The sequence below is a fragment of the Kibdelosporangium aridum genome, assembly GCF_900176515.1.
GTDB classification, from domain to species: domain Bacteria; phylum Actinomycetota; class Actinomycetes; order Mycobacteriales; family Pseudonocardiaceae; genus Kibdelosporangium; species Kibdelosporangium aridum.
This window is the reverse complement of record NZ_FWXV01000008.1, coordinates 393,759-410,941: the sequence shown is the minus strand read 5'-3', so window position 1 is coordinate 410,941 and position 17,183 is coordinate 393,759. Positions and strand designations below refer to the sequence as shown.

The 17,183-nt window shown below is 66.2% G+C and carries 10 protein-coding genes; 3 read left to right on the top strand and 7 right to left on the bottom strand.

Annotated features, from left to right (window positions below; translation table 11 throughout):
• Positions 1–46: 46 nt before the first annotated feature.
• Both B9C43_RS37660 and B9C43_RS37655 read right to left on the bottom strand, forming a co-directional pair.
• On the bottom strand, positions 47–1,951 hold the full coding sequence (locus B9C43_RS37660) for an FAD-dependent monooxygenase (RefSeq protein ID WP_084431667.1): 1,905 nt from the start codon (positions 1,949–1,951) through the stop codon (positions 47–49).
• Positions 1,952–1,955: 4 nt separating this feature from the next.
• Positions 1,956–2,324 (bottom strand): putative quinol monooxygenase, encoded by a 369-nt coding sequence (locus B9C43_RS37655; RefSeq protein WP_051897011.1) that lies wholly within the window; start codon positions 2,322–2,324, stop codon positions 1,956–1,958.
• 216 nt (positions 2,325–2,540) lie between these two features.
• On the opposite strand from B9C43_RS37655, the gene B9C43_RS37650 reads away from it, so the two are divergent.
• Positions 2,541–2,873: an antibiotic biosynthesis monooxygenase family protein gene (locus B9C43_RS37650; protein ID WP_084431665.1), complete on the top strand. Its 333-nt coding sequence runs from the start codon at positions 2,541–2,543 to the stop codon at positions 2,871–2,873.
• Between the two features lie 7 nt (positions 2,874–2,880).
• On the opposite strand, the gene B9C43_RS37645 is transcribed toward B9C43_RS37650, so the two are convergent.
• Positions 2,881–3,954 (bottom strand): PucR family transcriptional regulator, encoded by a 1,074-nt coding sequence (locus tag B9C43_RS37645; RefSeq protein WP_160096963.1) that lies wholly within the window; start codon positions 3,952–3,954, stop codon positions 2,881–2,883.
• 98 nt (positions 3,955–4,052) lie between these two features.
• Between B9C43_RS37645 and B9C43_RS37640 the strand changes: the two genes are divergently transcribed.
• Together B9C43_RS37640 and B9C43_RS37635 are read left to right on the top strand one after the other, a co-directional pair.
• Entirely contained in the window at positions 4,053–5,483 is a 1,431-nt protein-coding gene (locus tag B9C43_RS37640) for an AMP-binding protein (RefSeq protein WP_084431662.1), read from the top strand.
• On the top strand, positions 5,480–6,655 hold the full coding sequence (locus B9C43_RS37635; protein WP_084431660.1) for an MFS transporter: 1,176 nt from the start codon (positions 5,480–5,482) through the stop codon (positions 6,653–6,655). The genes B9C43_RS37640 and B9C43_RS37635 overlap by 4 nt, the downstream gene beginning before the upstream one ends.
• 4 nt (positions 6,656–6,659) lie before the next feature.
• On the opposite strand, the gene B9C43_RS37630 is transcribed toward B9C43_RS37635, so the two are convergent.
• The 4 genes from B9C43_RS37630 to B9C43_RS37615 all read right to left on the bottom strand — a co-directional run bounded on the left by B9C43_RS37630 (position 6,660) and on the right by B9C43_RS37615 (position 17,175).
• Positions 6,660–8,054: an alpha/beta hydrolase domain-containing protein gene (locus tag B9C43_RS37630; protein WP_084431658.1), complete on the bottom strand. Its 1,395-nt coding sequence runs from the start codon at positions 8,052–8,054 to the stop codon at positions 6,660–6,662.
• Positions 8,055–8,073: 19 nt separating this feature from the next.
• Positions 8,074–14,403, bottom strand: coding sequence for a type I polyketide synthase (locus B9C43_RS37625; RefSeq protein WP_084431656.1), 6,330 nt, complete (start codon positions 14,401–14,403; stop codon positions 8,074–8,076).
• Positions 14,400–16,118: a fatty acyl-AMP ligase gene (locus B9C43_RS37620; protein ID WP_084431654.1), complete on the bottom strand. Its 1,719-nt coding sequence runs from the start codon at positions 16,116–16,118 to the stop codon at positions 14,400–14,402. Before B9C43_RS37620 ends, B9C43_RS37625 begins: the two co-directional genes overlap by 4 nt.
• A gap of 190 nt (positions 16,119–16,308) precedes the next feature.
• Positions 16,309–17,175 carry an alpha/beta hydrolase gene (locus tag B9C43_RS37615; RefSeq protein WP_160096961.1) on the bottom strand — a complete coding sequence of 289 codons (867 nt, stop codon included), beginning with the start codon at positions 17,173–17,175 and terminating at the stop codon, positions 16,309–16,311.
• Positions 17,176–17,183 lie beyond the last annotated feature (8 nt).

The following is a 17,183-nucleotide window of genomic DNA, read 5'->3' as shown; positions in this document are numbered from 1 at the left end:
GGACGCTTGAGTCCTAGTGGTGGCTGGGGCGTTTCCGTTCGCCCGTCTATGCGACCGCCGCTAGGCGGTACTCCTCGCAGGCGGCGATTCCGCCATGCAGCCTGACGAGAAAGCGTCGGCACGACTCGAAGTCCAGTGTGTCCATTCGCCACGCGACGTGGCCGTCCGGCCGGATGACGTACAGCGCCTGTGATTCCGGATCGGTCAGGCCGTAGTGCTCGAACACCTGGGGTGAGTCGACGTGCTCGACGCGGTCGTCACGCCTGCACTGCACTCTGCCGACGAGGTGGGTCGCCACGTTGCCGCCGAAGGCCTTGATGCTGTTCAGCTGAGCCGTGAGCTCCGTGATCTCGGCGTCGGTCAGGTGCTTGCGGGACAGTGCCACGACGTGCAACCGATAGCCCCGCAACAGGTCGAACATCTGCCCTCCGGCGTTGATCCGAGCATCAGGAGCGCGGTGGCCGGCGAGCGGGCCCTTGAGGGAGTACAACAGTTCGTTGACGTTGTACGTGCTCGGTTCGTACGCGATGCTGATCTGGGAAAGCCGGTGGAAGGCCTTGCGGTGCGGGAGTGGCGCGGCGGACATCCGGCCGATCACGAACGGGCCGGCGGTGTCCCGTACCCACGCCCGCCATCCGTGCAGGCCGGCGGCGAGCTTGTACAGCCGGTCGGAGAACCGCAGGACTTCGACGCCGACCGGACGCCGCTCCTGGTCGTAGCTGTCGAGCAAGGCCGCGGCAGCGCCAGTTCGCAGTACGGCCGCGAGCTTCCAGGCGAGGTTGGCGGCGTCATGCAGGCCCGTGTTCATGCCCTGCCCACCGGCCGGCGAGTGGATGTGCGCGGTGTCACCGACGAGGAAAACACGTCCAGAGCGGTAGTCCTCCACTTTTCGGATGTGCACCTGGTACCGGCTGGTCCACACAGGATTGGTCAACACGACCGGCACGCGCATGGCCTCGCGCAGCTCCTCCTGCAGTTCCCCGAGATCGACAGGACCGGTGCCTGTGGTGAGGTCGGTGACCATCACGCGGGAGACGTCAGATCCCTTGAGCGGCAGGAAAAGCCCGATCCGCCTACCGTTCATGAATATCCGGAAGTGCGAGTGGTCGAACGGCCAGTCCACCTGGCAGTCGGCGAGCAGATAGCGCTGGGTGTAGCGGTCGCCTTCGAACGCCAAGCCGAGCTGCTCGCGCACAGTGCTGTGCGAACCGTCGGCACCGACCACATAACGAGCACTGATGACTCGCTCGCGATCGTTCTGTCTGATCGTGGCCATGACTTGCTTGTCTGTCTGGGACAGTGACACCAGCCGCGTACCGCGCTCGACGGTCACGCCTTGGCGCGCGAGATCCCGCAGCAGCAGGTCCTCGATCTCAGCCTGCGGCGCCATCAGAATGAACTGGTACGGCGTGGTTGCGGCTCGCGCCCGGTCGAAGTCCAGACCGCCAACGGGCTTTCCCTTGATGTGGAACTTGATCCCCGTGGTGACAACGCCCCGGCCCATCAGCTCCTCGGCGAGCCCGATGTTCCGGAAGAGCTCGACGGTGCGGGCCTGAACCGCGAAAGCGCGTGATTCCGTGGCAGGACCGGTGTTCTTCTCGATGAGACGGACCTTCACTCCCTGCCGGGCCAGCAGGACCGCGGTCATCAGCCCGCTCGGTCCCGCCCCGACGACAAGGACCTCGCAGTCCGGCTCCGGCCCTGCCTCAATTGCTTGCCGTTCGACGGCCTCTGCAGCACAGCGCCATTCGTCCACTTCCACCGCGGTCAGCATCGGCGTGATCCGCGCCGGAGCCTTGATCTTGCCAAGGCCGTCGACGAACCGGCGTACTTTTCCCTTCGTACCCGGCCGCACAGCGACCTGCGGCAACGGCTTTCGCCGGGCCCACGCCCAGAAACGACGGGCGAACAGGAGGATGACGGTCACCAAGGCGATGATCAGAAGCCCCATGACGTCACGTCCTTTCGGCGTGCGCTGCCGGCAGCTCGCTGCACATCCGCAGGAACTGTTGGCGCAGCGGCCCTTCCACGTGCGGCTGGATCGCCCGGATGAACTCCTGCGTGTAGGGCTGCGCGATGTGCTTCTCGAGTGCTTCCTTGCTGCGGAACATCTCGTAGATCACGAACACCCTGCGGTCGGCCCGGTCACGATGCACGTGGAACTCGATCGCGTCCTCCTCGGCACGCAACGGCTGAACCAGCCCGAGAATCAGCTCCTCGACCCGGTCTTCTTCCCCCGGCTTCGCCGTGGCGAACCCAAGATGGGCATAGGGCCCGGCCTCGTCGGCGTCGGGTTCAGGCAGGACAACACGTGTCTGGCTCATCTGTTTCTCCCGTGACGATCCTCGATGCGCCCGGCTGTCTGCTGCCGTGTCCGGGCGCTGCCGCCAGCGTCCCAACAGCCAGCGCCGCTGCCCCAACGGGAGTCCCGCCCACTGGGACTCCGATCGGCTCCCGGAGTACCGTGATCAGGGTACGGTGAAGGGATCACCTCGATAATCCGTTGACAGGCCAACGAAAAGCTTCAGGGGTAGCGTCACATGATCGCGCGCATATGGCATGGATGGGCTTCGACCGACAACGCAGACGACTACCAGCAGCACTACCACTCCGAGGTCGCCGAGCACCTCCAGCAAGTTGCCGGCTTCCGCGGCGCACGGCTGCTGCGCCACCAGGACGGCGATGAGGTGATGTTCACGTCCATCACGTTCTTCGCCAGCATCACTGATGTAGTCGCATTCGCCGGTGAGAACTACGAGGATGCCGTCGTCGAGGACGCCGCTCGTGCGGCCCTCACTCGTTGGGACGCCCGCGTCACCCACCACGATGTGGCCGTTGATCTCCTATCCGGGCAACCAGTCAGCAAGTCCTGAACCCGGTTCACTGCCGGCCGGCCACCGTCAGCCACCAGATCTCGGCGAGGTCAGCGGGGTCACGCAGGCTTACGCCGGTCAGCGCGGTGAACTGCGCCAGCCGGTGACGCAACGTGTTCGGGTGCACGTGCAGCGCGGCGGCGGCTTCGGCCACGCACATTCTGCTGTCCATATAGGACACCACCGATCGCCAGATGTCCGCACCATACGGTCCTTTTGCGCTGAGTGGGGCGAGAATCCTGCTCGACAGGACGTGAGTCATCTGCTGGTCGGTGGCGGCGACGTAGGTGAGCCGCAGGGTGTCGAGCCGATGCGAGCCGGTCAGACCGAGCCGCACGGCTGCCGCGAGGACCCGTCCGGCTGTCAGGTATGACGTGTGGAGATCTGCCGCCGCGACCAGTGGGCCGATCCCGAATGTGCCGAACCTCGGCTCGATAACATCTGGACCACTCACGAGGCCGAGCACTTCGCGGTTGTCCACAGCCATGACCAGGCCACGCTCACGCAAGGTGGACACCGTGATGCCTGGGGCCAGTCGACCGCGCACCGCGGCATACCTCCCCGCCGGATCGAGGCCGAGCTGCCACAAATAGGTATCGGCGCCGGGACGGGTCAGCAGGGCTCGAAGAGCAACGCCGTAGCTGCCGGGCTCGGCCTCGCGATGAGCGGCCGCCGCAGCCACCGTCACGACGTCAAGCCATTGCCAGATGAACTCGACCGTGCTGAGCAGTGCCGCATCGGAAGCACCACGTCCATGCGCCTCGGCCGACAGGACTTTCCAGAACTCCTCGCCGGACACCCGGTACGCGGCCAGCACGGCCGCCACGCTGATTCCCTGGCGCGCACGGTCCACGCCGATCTCGGTGATCTCGTGTAGTTCAGCTGCGTCCGGCAGGCAGCCGTCTCTGAGGTGCCCGACTGCGACGGCGACGATCTGCCGGTTACCTCTCCGCAGCACGTGATCCGGGATCGTCGCGTATTCCGGTACCGCGGCTCGGATTCTGGCGACCAGCCGGTCGACAAGCGCGTCGAGCCGGGCTGGTTGTCCGGCTAGGTTGTCGAGGACAGCGCGTACCGTCATTGTGCAAACCTCCAACCTGAGCATCGTCGAGATGGTCGCGACACCAGCGTTCGTCCGGCCATATTGCCGCAGCGCCTTGCCGGCATGACGATGCCGAGATGCAGCCGACCGCACTCGCTGACCGCCTGGCCCGGCTCGCCGAGGCAGACCCCGATCGGCCCGCCGTGACGTGCGGGCCGGAAACGCTGACCCGCCGGGAACTCGACCGCCGGACGAACGCGCTCGCCCGTGCTTACGCCGATTGTGGGGTGGTCGCGGGCGATCTGGTCACGATCGGCCTGCCCAACGGAGTCGAGTTCGTCTGCGCGGCGGTGGCCACGTGGAAACTCGGTGCCACCCCGCAGCCGGTATCCCACCGACTCCCCTTGGCCGAGCTCACCGCAGTGCTCGACGTCGCCGAGCCGGCGCTCGTGATCGGACTGGACGTCCCTGGACGCCAAACGGTTCCGGCGGGTCACGAGTACCCGGATGATCCGCTGCCGCCGGTGATCGCTGCCTCCTGGAAGGCTCCCGCGTCTGGCGGCAGCACCGGCAGGCCGAAGGTGATCATGTCGACGCAACCAGCATGCGCGGAGGTCATGGACGAGTACGCCGGAGCGTTCGCCATGCCTCCGGACGGCGTTCATCTGGTCGCCGGACCGTTGTCGCACAACGGGCCGTTCATGATGGCCTCGGCAGCCCTGTTCACCGGCAGCCATGTCGTGGTGATGCCCAAGTTCGACCCGGCCGAACTGCTTCGGCTGATCGAGGCGTATCGAGTGCAGTGGACGTTTCTCGTACCGACCATGATGCACCGGGTATGGCGGCTGCCTGAGGAGGTCCGGGCGGAAGCGGACGTGTCCAGCTTGCAGATCGTCCTGCACGGAGCCGCTCCCTGCGCACCGTGGCTCAAGCGCGCATGGCTGGATTGGCTTGGCCCGCACCGTGTTTTCGAGTTGTACGCGGCCACCGAAGCACAGGCGGCATGTCTGATATCCGGTGCGGAGTGGCTTGACCATCCGGGCAGCGTCGGCCGGGTGGCGCGCGGTGAGATCCGTGTGCTCGACGCCGAACATCGCGATGTCCCGCCTGGCGAAACAGGTGAGATCTGGATGCGCCGCACTCCCGGTTCCCCAGAGACATACCGGTACCTCGGTGCCAAAGCGACCATTGTGAACGACGGCTGGGAGTCCACAGGAGACATCGGAAGGATGGATGCCGAGGGGTACGTGTATCTCGCCGATCGCAAGCCGGACATGATCCTGGTCGGCGGGGCGAACATCTTCCCAGCCGAAATCGAGAACGCACTTGACGAGCATCCGTCTGTCCTGTCCAGCTGTGTGATCGGCCTGCCGGACGAGGAGTACGGCAACGTCATCCACGCCGTGGTGCAGACCGACGGCCCGTTGGACGAGGCCGCACTACTCGGCCATCTGAAGGACAGGTTGGCCACGTACAAACTGCCGCGAACCTTCGAACGCGTGGAGTTCCCGTTGCGTGACGACGCCGGGAAGGTACGCCGGGCCCAAGTGCGTGAACGACGGTTATGACGGTTGGCAAGCGCTGGATCGGAGCGCTGTCGCTGGCCACGTTCGGCATGTCGATCGCCGTGCTGACACCGATCCAGGTGCTTCTGCCGTTGCAGATCGAAGCGATCGACCCGGACGGCAAGGTGCTCGCGCTCGGCTGGATCACCGCAGCGGCCGCCGTGGTGTCCATTGTGGTGTGCCCGATCGCCGGGGCGCTCTCCGATCGGACGACATCCCGGTTCGGGCGCCGCCGGCCATGGGTGCTGGGCAGCGGTATCGCGGGCAGCGCCGCGCTCGTCGTACTCGGTGCCCAGCACACGATCCTCGGTGTCGCGGTGTTCTGGATTACGGTGCAAGCCGCCACCAACGCGATGTACGCGGCGCTGAGCGCGGCCGTGCCCGACCAAGTCCCGGTGGATCAACGCGGTGTGGTGTCCGCGTTCGTCGGCCTGCCGATTCCATTGGCTTTGATCATCGGTACCTTTGTCGTCTCCGTGGTCGTGACCGACCAGTTCACCGCCTACTTCACCCTGGCCGTGGCCCAGTTGGCGTTCGTGCTGCCGTTCGTGCTCGACCCGGCCGACCGTCCACATCAGCCGCGACAGCACCGGACACGATTCCGGCTGCGTGGGAGCCGGGACCTGGCATGGGCGTTCGGATGCCGGTTCGCGATCCAGGCAGCCAACGCCGTCGGTACTCTCTACCTGCTGTACTACCTGCGTGATGTGGTGCATCGGCCAGATCCGGCGCAATCGGTGTTCCTGCTGCTGTTGATCTACACGGCCGGTGTGGTGCCCACGAGCGTCATCGCCGGGCGTTGGTCCGACCGATCCGGCAGGCGCAAGCCGTTCGTCATCGTGTCCTCGATCGTCGTCGCCGCTGCGAGCTTGGTACTGGGACTGGGCAAAACCTGGCCGAGTGCCGTGTGGGCCGCGGGCCTGATGGGCGTCGGGTACGGCGTATACCTTGCCGTGGACAACGCGCTGATCACGCAAGTCCTGCCATCCGACGCGGATCGGGCCCGCGACCTTGGTCTGGTCAACATCGCCAACACCGCTCCGCAGGCCATCGCCCCGGCACTCGCGGGAGTCGTGATCACGAGCCTGGGTGGATACACGCCGTTGTACCTGCTCGCTGGGGCGTGTGGCCTGGTCGGTGCTGCACTGATTCAACCCGTTCGATCTGTGCGCTGAAACATCACGAAGGTGGCACGTTGGCTGCGCGGGCGCGAGCCACGGCCTCGTCGTAGTCCGGCCGCAGGAGATATCCGGCGTTCAGGGCGCGGTTCGCGGCTTCGACGAACTTCGCGACATACGTGGCGTGATCCGGATACAGCTGGCGGAGCCGGTCCGGGGTGAACGGAGTCGTGGTGCCCAGCAGTCCACAGGCACCAGGAACGTTGCCGCCGCTGTTGTTCGGCGCGTGAGCCGCGATTGGCGTGTCGAGATCCGGCAACCGGAGACCGCCCAGGGCGTTCTGGTCGGCGTCACGCACGATGATCAGGCCCAGCAGCATGGTGATCGGTGATGCCGTTGGCGGCGCGGCACCGCCCCTCGCCCATCGGTCGAGGTGGTGGAACGCGGCGTTCTCCGCGTATCGGAAGGTCATGCTGTTGACCGGCTTGTCGCAGTATGTCGCGGCGCCGTCGTTGATTGCCTTGTCACGGGCGTTTGCCGCGTTGTAGAGATCCAGCCCGTACTGGTCGGCGTGGGCCGTCCCGGCGACCTCCCAAGTCCGGACGAGCGCGGTGTCCTGGCGGACGGATGACGAGAACACCACGTCGGTTTCGGCCTGCAGAATGAACACCGGGTCACGGAGGTCTGTACGGATCTTGGCTGAGAGCGCGCCGATGAGGCCATCGCCGATCGGTGCTGCGAGTGCGGCACGGCCGTGGAGCATCAGACCGTCATATGCCTCGTGCACAGGCTGCACAGCGTTGGCATATGTGGTCAGCCGCAACGCCGACTGCGAGTGTCCCGTGCCGAGAACGACATCGGCAGCCCGGCCGCCAAGCAACCGTGGATAGGCGCGAACCGCTTCCGCGGCCTGACTGAAGATGTCGTACGACAACGTGTCCGCGCTGATGTTCACCGCGCCGTACCGGCCCGGATCGAGGCTCTTGAGCTTGTCGGCACCACCTTTCTGTGCGGTCACGCCGACATAGATGTGCCCGGACCGCAGGAAGTGCTGGTAGGACTGGGAGAAGTCGACCGGGATGTCCACTCCGAAGCTGACGTTCAGCCACTCGGCCACGACCGTGCCACTGAACCTGGCCGGATCGGTTGGCCGGACAACCACGATCCTTGTCGTGTACGGGTTGTCGCTCGTGGCGACCCGCATGTTCCATTTACCGTCGCTGGTCCACGAGCCCACCTGTTCATAGGTGTTGGCACGCCCGGACATCAGGTATTCCTCTTCGACATAACCCCGGGCGGCAAGGTCGATGACGCCTTTCGCGCCACTGACCGGCCATCCTTTCCCCGCATTCGCAGGTACAGCAGTCACCGTGGGGGCGGCCAAGGCTTCGGCTGTGCCGACGACAGCGACCGACAGCAGGGATACGGCAAGGACTAGTCGCGCTGCTCTGCGCATGGTTGACGACCTCCTGGATCTACCGGCGTAGCACACCGGCCAGGTGTTCGGCGATCACATTCACAGTGGGTGGATCAAGCAGGGACAGGTGATGTCCCGGCACAGTGATGATTTCGAGGTTCCCGCAGACGGAATCCCAGCCGCGGGCCGGGTCCGTGCGGTCGAACCGGGGATCTCGCAGGCCACCTGGAACACTGGACTCCGCGCTGTAGAACACGACTGGACCGTCGTACTGTTCGGGCTGGTAGCGTTCCAGCAGTCGTGCGTCCAGGAAGGACGACCGCTGATGGGCCAGGATCGCGGCACTGACCTGTTCGTTGACCAGACCGGCCGCGGTGATCGTGGCGATCAACAGGTCCGCTTGGTCCTCTTCGCTCATGGTGGCCAGATCGGCGTACGGCAACTCGACTCGCCTGCCGTAACTGGTCTCCAGGAACTCGCCGAACCGGTGGAACCGTCGTTCCAGCCGCTGTTGTTCGGTCAGTCCGGGTTCTTGCGGCAGCGGCAGGATCGGGTCGATCAGCACGAGCGGGTCGACGATCTCGCCCGCACGCGTAAGCCGTTGCGCCATCTCGAAAGCCTGAAACCCACCGAAGGACCAACCAGCGAGCCGGTACGGGCCAGCCGGCTGGATCGCCCGCAGTTCGGGCAGGAAACGGTCGACACGTTGCTCGACAGTGTTGGTGTCGTCGATCCGGTCGAATCCGTACGCTGGGACGTCGAGCAGGTCGACGAGTTGGCGGAACACCGCTGTGTCCCCGCCTCCAGGGTGGAAGAAGAACAACGGATCGTCGCCCGCGCGTAACACCCGGACCGGTCCATGTGCCCGATCGGCCGCACGCACCAGGTTCGCCATCAGTTCGACGGTAGGTCTCGCGAACAGTTCAGTGGTGCTGAACTCGTGTGCTGCCCGTTTGCTCAGCAGTACCGCGACCTGCTCGGCCTGGGCGTCGTCACCCGGAAACTCGTGGGTCACCCCGACCTGGGTGCCGAGTACGTCCTGCCAGACCGATGCGACCAAGCGTTCGGCCGCGTCCCGGGGTGGCACGAGAACCGACGGCGACGATGTCTCCGGCACTTGTTCGATGCCGGTCTCGGTGAACACGCGGGCGCACAGTCCGGTCAGGGTGGCGCCGGTGAGCAGCACCGACACCGGCAGGCTGATCTCCAGGTCGTGCTGCAGGGCGTTACGGATCCGCATGGCCAGCAACGAGTCCACGCCGAGGCTCGTCAGCGGTAGATCGTCAGCGAGCGCGTCGGCGGCCAAGCCCATCACCGACGCGACGCGGGATCTGACCTGAGCAGCCACGAGCTGACGGGCCTGGTCCTGGCCACGGGCCCGGACGGCTTCGATCCCCGGCCAGGCACCGGTTTCGGCGACCGCATGTCCAGCGAGGACCTCCGAGAAGAACGGGATGCTCACCAGTTGGGGGAACTCAGTCGCGAGCCGGGAGGTGTTCAGCCGCACGGCCGCGATCTCGGCACCACGCGCGGAGATCGCGGCCTCGACGACCTCGAGTCCTTCGGCCGGAGGGATCGGATGGATCCAGGGGACCTCGATGTCCGCGGCCGCTCCGACTTCCGCCCACGTGCCCCAGTTCACCGTCACGGCAGGCAGACCATCGGCACGTCGCATGGCCACGAGGGCGTCCAGATAGGCGTTGGCGGAGGCGTAGGCTGGTTGGCCAGGCAACCCGTGCAGTGCGGTGGCGGACGAGAATCCGAGCCACCAGTCCAGGTCATGTCCCAGGCTTGCCGCGTGCAACCGCCATGCGCCCTCCGCCTTGGGCCGCCAAGTCCGGCACAGCGTTTCCTCGTCCAAAAGCGACACTGTGCTGTCGTCGAACACGGCTGCGGCGTGCGCGACGCCGCGTGGCGTTCCCGCCGCCTCAAGCAGGCGTTCGGCCACACCCAGCTCCGCCACGTCGCCCAGCACGATCTCGACCGAGACACCCGCCGAGCGCAGTTCGTCGACTGTCGCCATGGCGGCACGTCCCGGCGGCTTACGTCCATTGAGGACAATACGAGTAGCGCCCTTGGCGGCCAGCCATTCCGCCAGCAGCAGGCCGATCCCGCCAAGGCCACCGGTGATCACGTAGCCACCGTCCGGACGTACTACAGGAACCACGGATGGGAGGTCCGACGCGCTCGTCAGGCGAGCCACGTAACGACGGCCTTCCCGCCAGGCAACTTCGTCGTCGGGCGCGTCTGCGGTGAGCTCACGGGCCAACTCCGACCCGTCCGTGACGTCGAGCCAGCTCGCGTGGATACCTGGATGTTCGTAGGACAAGACACGCACGAGACCGCGAAGGGAAGCCGGACCGGGCTGTCCACGTTCGCCCCGTGCGACGGCCGCGGCATTGGTGGTGACAAGCCACAGCCTCGGCGGCTTGCCTGGCAGATCAGCAATGACACGCACCAAGTCCACACAGTCGAGCACGGCCCATTTGCCGGTTTCCAGTCCATGGGACGCGTCCGGTGGGACCAGCAGTACGACTGCTGTCGGACGCTCACTCAGAAGCATGTCCTTGTTCACTGTGGACACAATCCGGCACGGCACTCCGGCGGAGTCGATCGCGGCTACGGCGGAGTCGGCGAACGGATGATCCGGCTCGGTCACCAGCAGCACCAGTCCCTGGTCGCCCGCATCAGGTGGATCGCTAGGCACCCAGCCGCGGGCAAGCAGGCTCTGTCGCAACCGTCCGGGGAACGGTGAACGCGCGACCTTGCGCAGGAACACGTCCGTGATCTCCAGCAGGACTTGGCCGTCGTCGTCAACCAGCCGGACGTCACACGCCAGTCCACCATCGCCGTTCGTCACCGAGATGTACGCCCGTACCCCGGATCCAGGGTCGCCGAGCAGCCGGACGTGACCGAGTTCCATCGGCACGTATCGAACGTCGGGTTCGGCCAACGGCACAGCGGCGGCAATGCCCTGAAGGCACGCGTCCAGAATCGAAGGATGTATCAGGTAGCCGATCCGAGGCGCTGTCTCCGGCAGGGAGATCGTCACCGTGGCACTGTCTTCGCCTCGGTACGCTTGGGTCACGCCGGTGAACGCGGGCCCGTAGTCGATTCCTGCTGACCGCAGCCGGTCGTAGAACCCAGTGATCGGTTCATCGCAGTCCGGGGTCTGTGACCATTCGCTGGTGTCCGCGTCCGTGATCGACGCGCCACAGTGCAGGATCCACCTGCCGTCCGGCCCTTTGGTGTGGAAGAGGACTTCATCGCGGGTACACGTCGTCGTGACCCAGGTGTTCTCGGTGAGCAGCAACGGCTCATGCAGCGTGATCGCCCGCAGTCCCAGCTTCTCAGCGGGCCGGTCCAATGTGGTCGCCGCTGCGGCGAAGGCCATCTCGACATAACAGGACGCCGCCAGTGCGGCACTTCCGTCGATCCGGTGGTCGGCCAGCCACGGATGCCGCCGAGTGCCCAGATCTGCCCGCCAGATGTGGAAACCTTGCTCGGGAATCTCGGCGTGCGTGCCGAGCAACGGATGTTCCCCGGCTGGCGCCGAGTCAATCGGCGCAACCCAGTGCTCGCTGTGCTCCCAAGCTGTTGTCGGAACGTCGATGAGACGACCCGCAGTCCTCGGTGGGCGATCACAGTTGGCGATCAAAGCACCCAGGCTCGCATGGAAGCTACCCGGTTCGTCACGGCGTAACGTGCCGAGCACTGTGGCATCGGGTACTGTCTCGCCGATCGCGTGGCGTAGCAACGGATGGGCTGAGATCTCCAAGAACGTCCGATACCCGTCTTGGCGTGCCGCCTCGATCGCTTGCGCGAACCGCACAGGCCGACGGACGTTCGCGGCCCAGTACTCCGCGTCGAACCGTCCGCCGTCGAGAGCAGTGGGATAGATCGGAACCACCGGATCCATTGCCTCCACTGTGGACAGCTCGGTCCGCAGTGCGGCCGTGATCGGTTCCACCAACCGGGAATGCCCGGCCACTGTCGACTTGATCAGCCCGGTCGGCACCCCGCGCCTGCCCGCCTCGGTGACCACGTCGAGGACGTCGCCGACCGGACCCGCGACGCCGGTCTGCCGAGGTGCGTTGAACACGGCCAGGTCCACTGCGGGATAGGCGATCAGCAGTTCGGACACGTCCTGCTCGGACATTTCGAGTACGGCCATCGCCCCTGTTCCCGCCGTTGTCGCCAGTAACCGGGCGCGTGTCTTGACGATCCGAACACCGTCTGCCAGTGAAACCGCCCCCGCGATGACCGCGGCGGCGACTTCGCCGAGCGAGTGCCCGATCACAGCGGCGGGTTGTGCGCCGTGGTGCTGCCACAGCCGTGCAAGCGCGACCTGCAGTCCGAACAGCACGGGCTGCAATTGCTCGAACGCCTCCGGCACATGCCCTTCCGCGAGGACGCCGGACAACGGAATGCCTGCCCGGTCTATTTCGGCCACGGCATCGGCGAACGCCGGTTCCTCGGCCAGCAACCGTTGTCCCATGCCCGCCCACTGCGCGCCTTGGCCGGAAAAGACCCAGACGACACCGCCGCTCGCGTTCTTCCGGCTTCCTATCGCGACACCGGGCTGTGTCCTTCCTGAAACCAGCGCGCGCAATCCCGACACCAGTTGTTGATGGTCGCGCGCGGTGACCACAGCCCGGGTACGCCCGCTTGCCCGGCGCGCCAACGTGTGCTCCACGTCCGCAAACTCGGCATGGTTTCCCTTGCTGGTCAGCCAATCCGCGAGCCGATCAGCGGCACGCCGCACGCGTTTCTCGGTGTTCGCGGCGATCACGAACTGTCGCCGGACGTTCTTGCGCCCATTCGTCCGGTGCTCCCGAGGCGCCTGCTCGACGACCACGTGGGCGTTGGTGCCACCGAACCCGAACCCCGAGACCCCAGCGAGGGCGGGCCGCCCGTCGCTTGGCCAGGACCGTTGCCCTGCCACCACGGCCAGTCGCAACTGCCGGAACGGAATGTACGGGTTCGGTTCGTGGAAATGCAGGCTTGCCGGAATCCGGTGGTGGACGAGGGCCAGCACGACCTTGATCAACCCGGTGATCCCGGCAGCCGCTTCGAGGTGCCCCATATTTGTCTTGACCGATCCGATCAGCAGCGGCCGTTCCCGTCCAGGTGCCATCCCCAGGACGGTCCCGAGCGCACCTGCCTCGATCGGGTCGCCCAACAACGTGCCGGTGCCATGCGCCTCCACGTAGTCGACCTTCGCCGGATCGACCTCCGCCGACGCGTACGCGGCACGCAGCAATGCTTCCTGCGCGGCGGGATTGGGCGCCGTCAGCCCGTTTGAGCGGCCGTCAGAGTTCACAGCCGATCCGCGCAACACCGCCAGCACGCGATCGCGGTCCCGCATCGCCACGCTCAACGGCTTCAGCACGACCACAGCCGCGCCCTCGGCGCGACCGATACCGTTCGCGGAGGCGTCGAACGCCTTGCACAGCCCATCGGGCGCGGTCACCCCCATCTGGTCGAAGGTCGCCGTCACGCCCGGCCCCAGGAGCAGGTTGGCACCACCGGCCACCGCGATCTCGCTCTCGCCACTGCGCAGGCTTTGCATCGCCAGGTGTACCGCCACCAGTGAGGACGAACACGCGGTGTCCACCGCGATGCTGGGCCCACGCCAGTCGAAGACGTACGACAGCCTGTTGGCCGCGACGCTCAACGCCGACCCGGTCGCGGTCCACGGGTCTACCCGGCTGACGTCGCCGAAGGTCAGCCGGCTGTACTCGTTGCCGCTGATCCCGATGAACACGCCGGTCCTGCTGGCGCGCAGCCGGTCCGGCGCCATCCCGGCATGCTCCAACGCTTCCTGCGTGACTTCGAGCAGCAACCGCTGCTGCGGATCGGTCACGGCCGCCTCGCGCGGGGTGATACCGAAGAAGTCGGCGTCGAAGCCGGTGATGTCGCTGAGGAAACCGCCCCAGCGGGTGGTCCGGGCCAGTTGCTCGGCCTGTTCGAGCGAGTCGTGGCCGAACTGGTCCCACCGCCCGTCCGGTACGCGCGTGATGGCGTTGCCGCCGTCCGACAGCAGCTCCCAGAGGTCTGCCGGGCTGTTGACGTGGCCGGGCAACCGGCAGCCGATGCCGACCACTGCGATCGGCTCACCGGTCATGACCGGCGAATCCACTGTGCTCACGGCCGGCGCGTCGGTCAATGCCGCTACCAGCGAGGAGATGCTGGAGTGCTGCCAGACCAGGGTCGAGGGCAGCTCGCGGTCCAGCATGTCCGCGAGCTCACCGGCGAGGCTGACGGCTTCCCGCGATGTCAGGCCGTATTCAAGCAGCGGCCGGTCGGTGTCTACATCGGAGGTGGCGATCCCGCATACCCGCGCGATGGACGCGACGAGCCAGTCTCGCAGCTGCGCGGCGGTCAACGTAGTTCTCCGTCCAGATAGCGACGGCGAGTGGCCGAACGCGCGATCTTCCCGCTGGACGTCCGTGCGACTTTGCCCGGTGGCACCATGACGAAGTCCAGTAGCCGCAGGGCATGCCGCCTCGCCACGGCCGCGCGGACCAGCCGTCCGATCTCGTCGGCCAGCTCGTCGTGCATCGTGACGCGCGCGGAGTACTCGGCCACCACCACTGGGCCTTCCCTGCCGTCGCGCTCGATGCTGAACACCGCGAGCCGGTCCCGCCGGATCGCCGGATGTGCTTGCTGCACCGTGGCTTCAATGTCCTGCGGGTAGTGGTTCGTGCCGTCGACGATGATCAGGTCCTTGAGCCGGCCGGCGACGTACAGCTCGTCAGAGTGGATCACGCCGAGATCTCCGGTGCGCAGCCAACCCGCTTCGGGCGTGCCGTTGTGCAACCGTCCGTCGAACGCCTCGGCGGTGCGTTCCGGCTGCCGCCAGTAGCCGTCGGCCACGTTGGGCCCGTGGATCCAGATCTCACCGACAATGCCGTCGGGGACCACACGTCCGTCGACCACGATTCGCAGGTCTTGGCCGACTGCCCAGCCCACGGACACCAGCTTCACCGCCCGGTCGGCATCGTCGTCGACCATGACGGCTCGCTCGCCGGGACCAAGCCTGGTCCGGTCGAAGGTGGTGGCCTTTGGCGCCGCGCCGGGCGAAGTCGTACTGACGAACACGGTGGCCTCGGCGAGCCCGTAGGACGGCCGGTGCGCGGTTGCCCGGAATCCCAGCGGCTTGGTCACGGCGAGGAAGTTCTCGATCGTCGCCGCCCTGATCGGCTCGCTGCCGTTGATGATCACCTTGACCCGGCTCAGGTCCAGCCCACTTGCGTCCGTTCCGGACAGAGCGGCGGCCGCGTAGTCGAAGGCGAAGTTCGGCGCGGCACTGATAGCGTCCGGGTACTCGGCGAGCATCTTCAGCCAGCGCACCGGTTTGCGGACGAATGCGAACGGCGTGGTGAACACCGAGTGGCAGCCCAGCGCGGCGGGCAGGGCGAGCAGATTGACCAGACCCATGTCGTGGAACAGCGGCAACCAGCCCACGCACGTCGTGTTCACGTCCGCGCCGAAGGCGACCTGCGCCTGGCCCACGTTCGCGGTGAGGGCGCCATGGGTGATCACCGCCCCGGCCGGTTTTCTGGTCGACCCGGACGTGTACTGCAGGTACGCGGGCTGGTCCGGGTATGCCTGAACCGGCTCGAAGTCGCGTTCCGCCAGGCAATCCACAGCCAGCAGCTCTTTCGGCCGTGGTATCGGGTACTGGTCGAGCAGATCCCGTACGCCCTGCACAGCCGGGCCCGAGGTCAGCCACACCTCCGGATCGCAGTCGGCAAGCGCACCGACCAGACGGTCCGGGTGCGAGCCGGCTTCCGGAGCGTGCAGCGGGACCGCGATCATGCCCGCGTACAGCGCGCCGAAGAACCCGGCGACGTAGTCCAAGTTCTGCGGGCAGAGCAGCGCGACCCGCTCGCCGGGCGCGCTGACCTCAGCGAGCCGGGCAGCGATCGCTCTCGCCCGACTATCCAGTTCGGACCACGTGATGGTCCGCTTGACCCCATTCGCGTCGTCGAGATAGTCGACGAAGGTGTAAGCCGGCCCGTTGTCACCGGTACGCCGGGCCAGCACCTCGCTCACCGGCTCGAACCAATTCGAGAACGCATTACGCCGAACAGACATAGTGACCCCAACCAGGCGACAATCACACAGGGAACCCGGACGACCACAGAACGAACGGCAGATTAACGACGCCCGCTACGCCATCTCAACAACACTGATACGTGACCCATATCACTACATTCTCTGATATCTCTCCTTTGTCACAACCCTGCACAGCCATGACAGTTGTACTGAACATTCAGGAGCATTTCTAACCCTCGGTGAGTGGCGCGGTGAGGAAATCCCACGACCGGTCCATCTCGCGTTGCCAGCTCGGCCAATCGTGCGTGCCGTGCCCAAAACTCGTACACACAGGGTGACCAAGGTCGGCCATCCGTCTGGCGAATGCCCGACTTGCCGGCGCGACCAGCCGCTCCAGCAAGCGGTCTCCCTGCACTGGCGGATCGCCGGGGACCCGCGTGCCGTCACCGGCCGCGATGTACAGCGGCGTCCCGATCAACTTCTCAGCCAACAGGTAGGGATTGTTCTCCGCCCAGACCACGCGCCGAAGCCACCGCGGACCCCACATCGCGTTCATCCGCTCCCCCACGCTGCGCAGGAAATACCGCAGCAGCATGGGAGCTCCGCGCCGGGTCGTGTGCAGCAGGCCGCTGTAGGAAGCCACGGCAAGGAACATGCCGGGGTTGCGCGCGGCGTACATGACGGCCCCGTAGCCACCCATGGAAACCCCTGCTATGGCACGGGATTGCCCTGCGCCGTACCGTTCTTCGAGCAGCAGCCGCAGCTCGACGGTGTGAAACCGGTGCCATGCCGGGGATTTCGGCCGTTGCCAGTCCGTGTAGAAACCTGCCCTGCCGCCCTCGGGAAGCACCACCAGCAGTCCACCAGGATGCGCCAGTGCCCGGCTCACGATGTCGGTGCGCTCCAGCCAGCAGGTCGGACCGTCGTCACCGCCGTGCAGCAGATAGAGCACCGGCCAGTTACGCTTCGTGCCCGGCACCCAGTCATGCGGAGTAATCACGAAGACGGTGACTGTCGTATCCACTGCCGACGAACGGACCGTCAACTCAAGCACATTCGGCCGAACAAATCTTTCCTCGACCACCTCGATGTCCATCGCATCCT